Raw genomic sequence first — 600 nt, forward strand, 5'->3', positions numbered from 1 at the left:
GTAAATTTTTATATTTGTATGGTTTTTACTGCTGTTATTTTGGTAACCGCAAGAAGCTATTGTGACTCTTGAAATGCCGCCTGTACATTTTGGCAAGTCAAAGGAATTCATGAGTGTTTTAGGGAGGTATTTGGTGTCTGCTGTTTGCATTGCTGTCTCCTTATCGTGTATCAGGCAGAATTTCCATTAGGAGTTTATGTCATTAAATTATTTTTATTTATTTGAGTTCAGGGATGTTGTATTTCAGTGTTGTTTCGCCTGTTGATCAGCTCCACGGGGGTGGTCCAGTTTAAATGTTAGTGCATAGTGGGCCGTGGCACTTTCTCCACGGTGGTTTCCGGGGCCGGTGGGCGGTAGCCCAAGGCACTGTGTGGCCGCTTGGTATTGTAGTGCTTCCTCCACTCCTCAATAATAATTTCCGCCTCTTGTAACGTATAGAATATTTCACCGTTTAGAAGCTCGTCTCTGAGTCGGGCGTTGGAGCTTTCACAGTACCCATTCTCCCAGGGTGAACCCGGCTCTATGTAAGCCACCTTTGCGCCAACAGATGTGGTCCAGTCTCTGACCACCTGTGCAACGAACTCCGGACCATTGTCTGAC

Annotated in this window: 1 protein-coding gene; it reads right to left on the bottom strand. The window is 45.8% G+C overall.

Annotated features, from left to right (window positions below; genetic code table 11):
• Positions 1–296 precede the first annotated feature (296 nt).
• A partial coding sequence (locus tag Q5Y71_RS17120) for an integrase core domain-containing protein (protein WP_306043279.1) occupies positions 297–600 on the bottom strand: 304 nt, incomplete at its 5' end.

Source organism: Microbulbifer sp. 2205BS26-8, from assembly GCF_030731025.1.
GTDB lineage: Bacteria > Pseudomonadota > Gammaproteobacteria > Pseudomonadales > Cellvibrionaceae > Microbulbifer > Microbulbifer spongiae.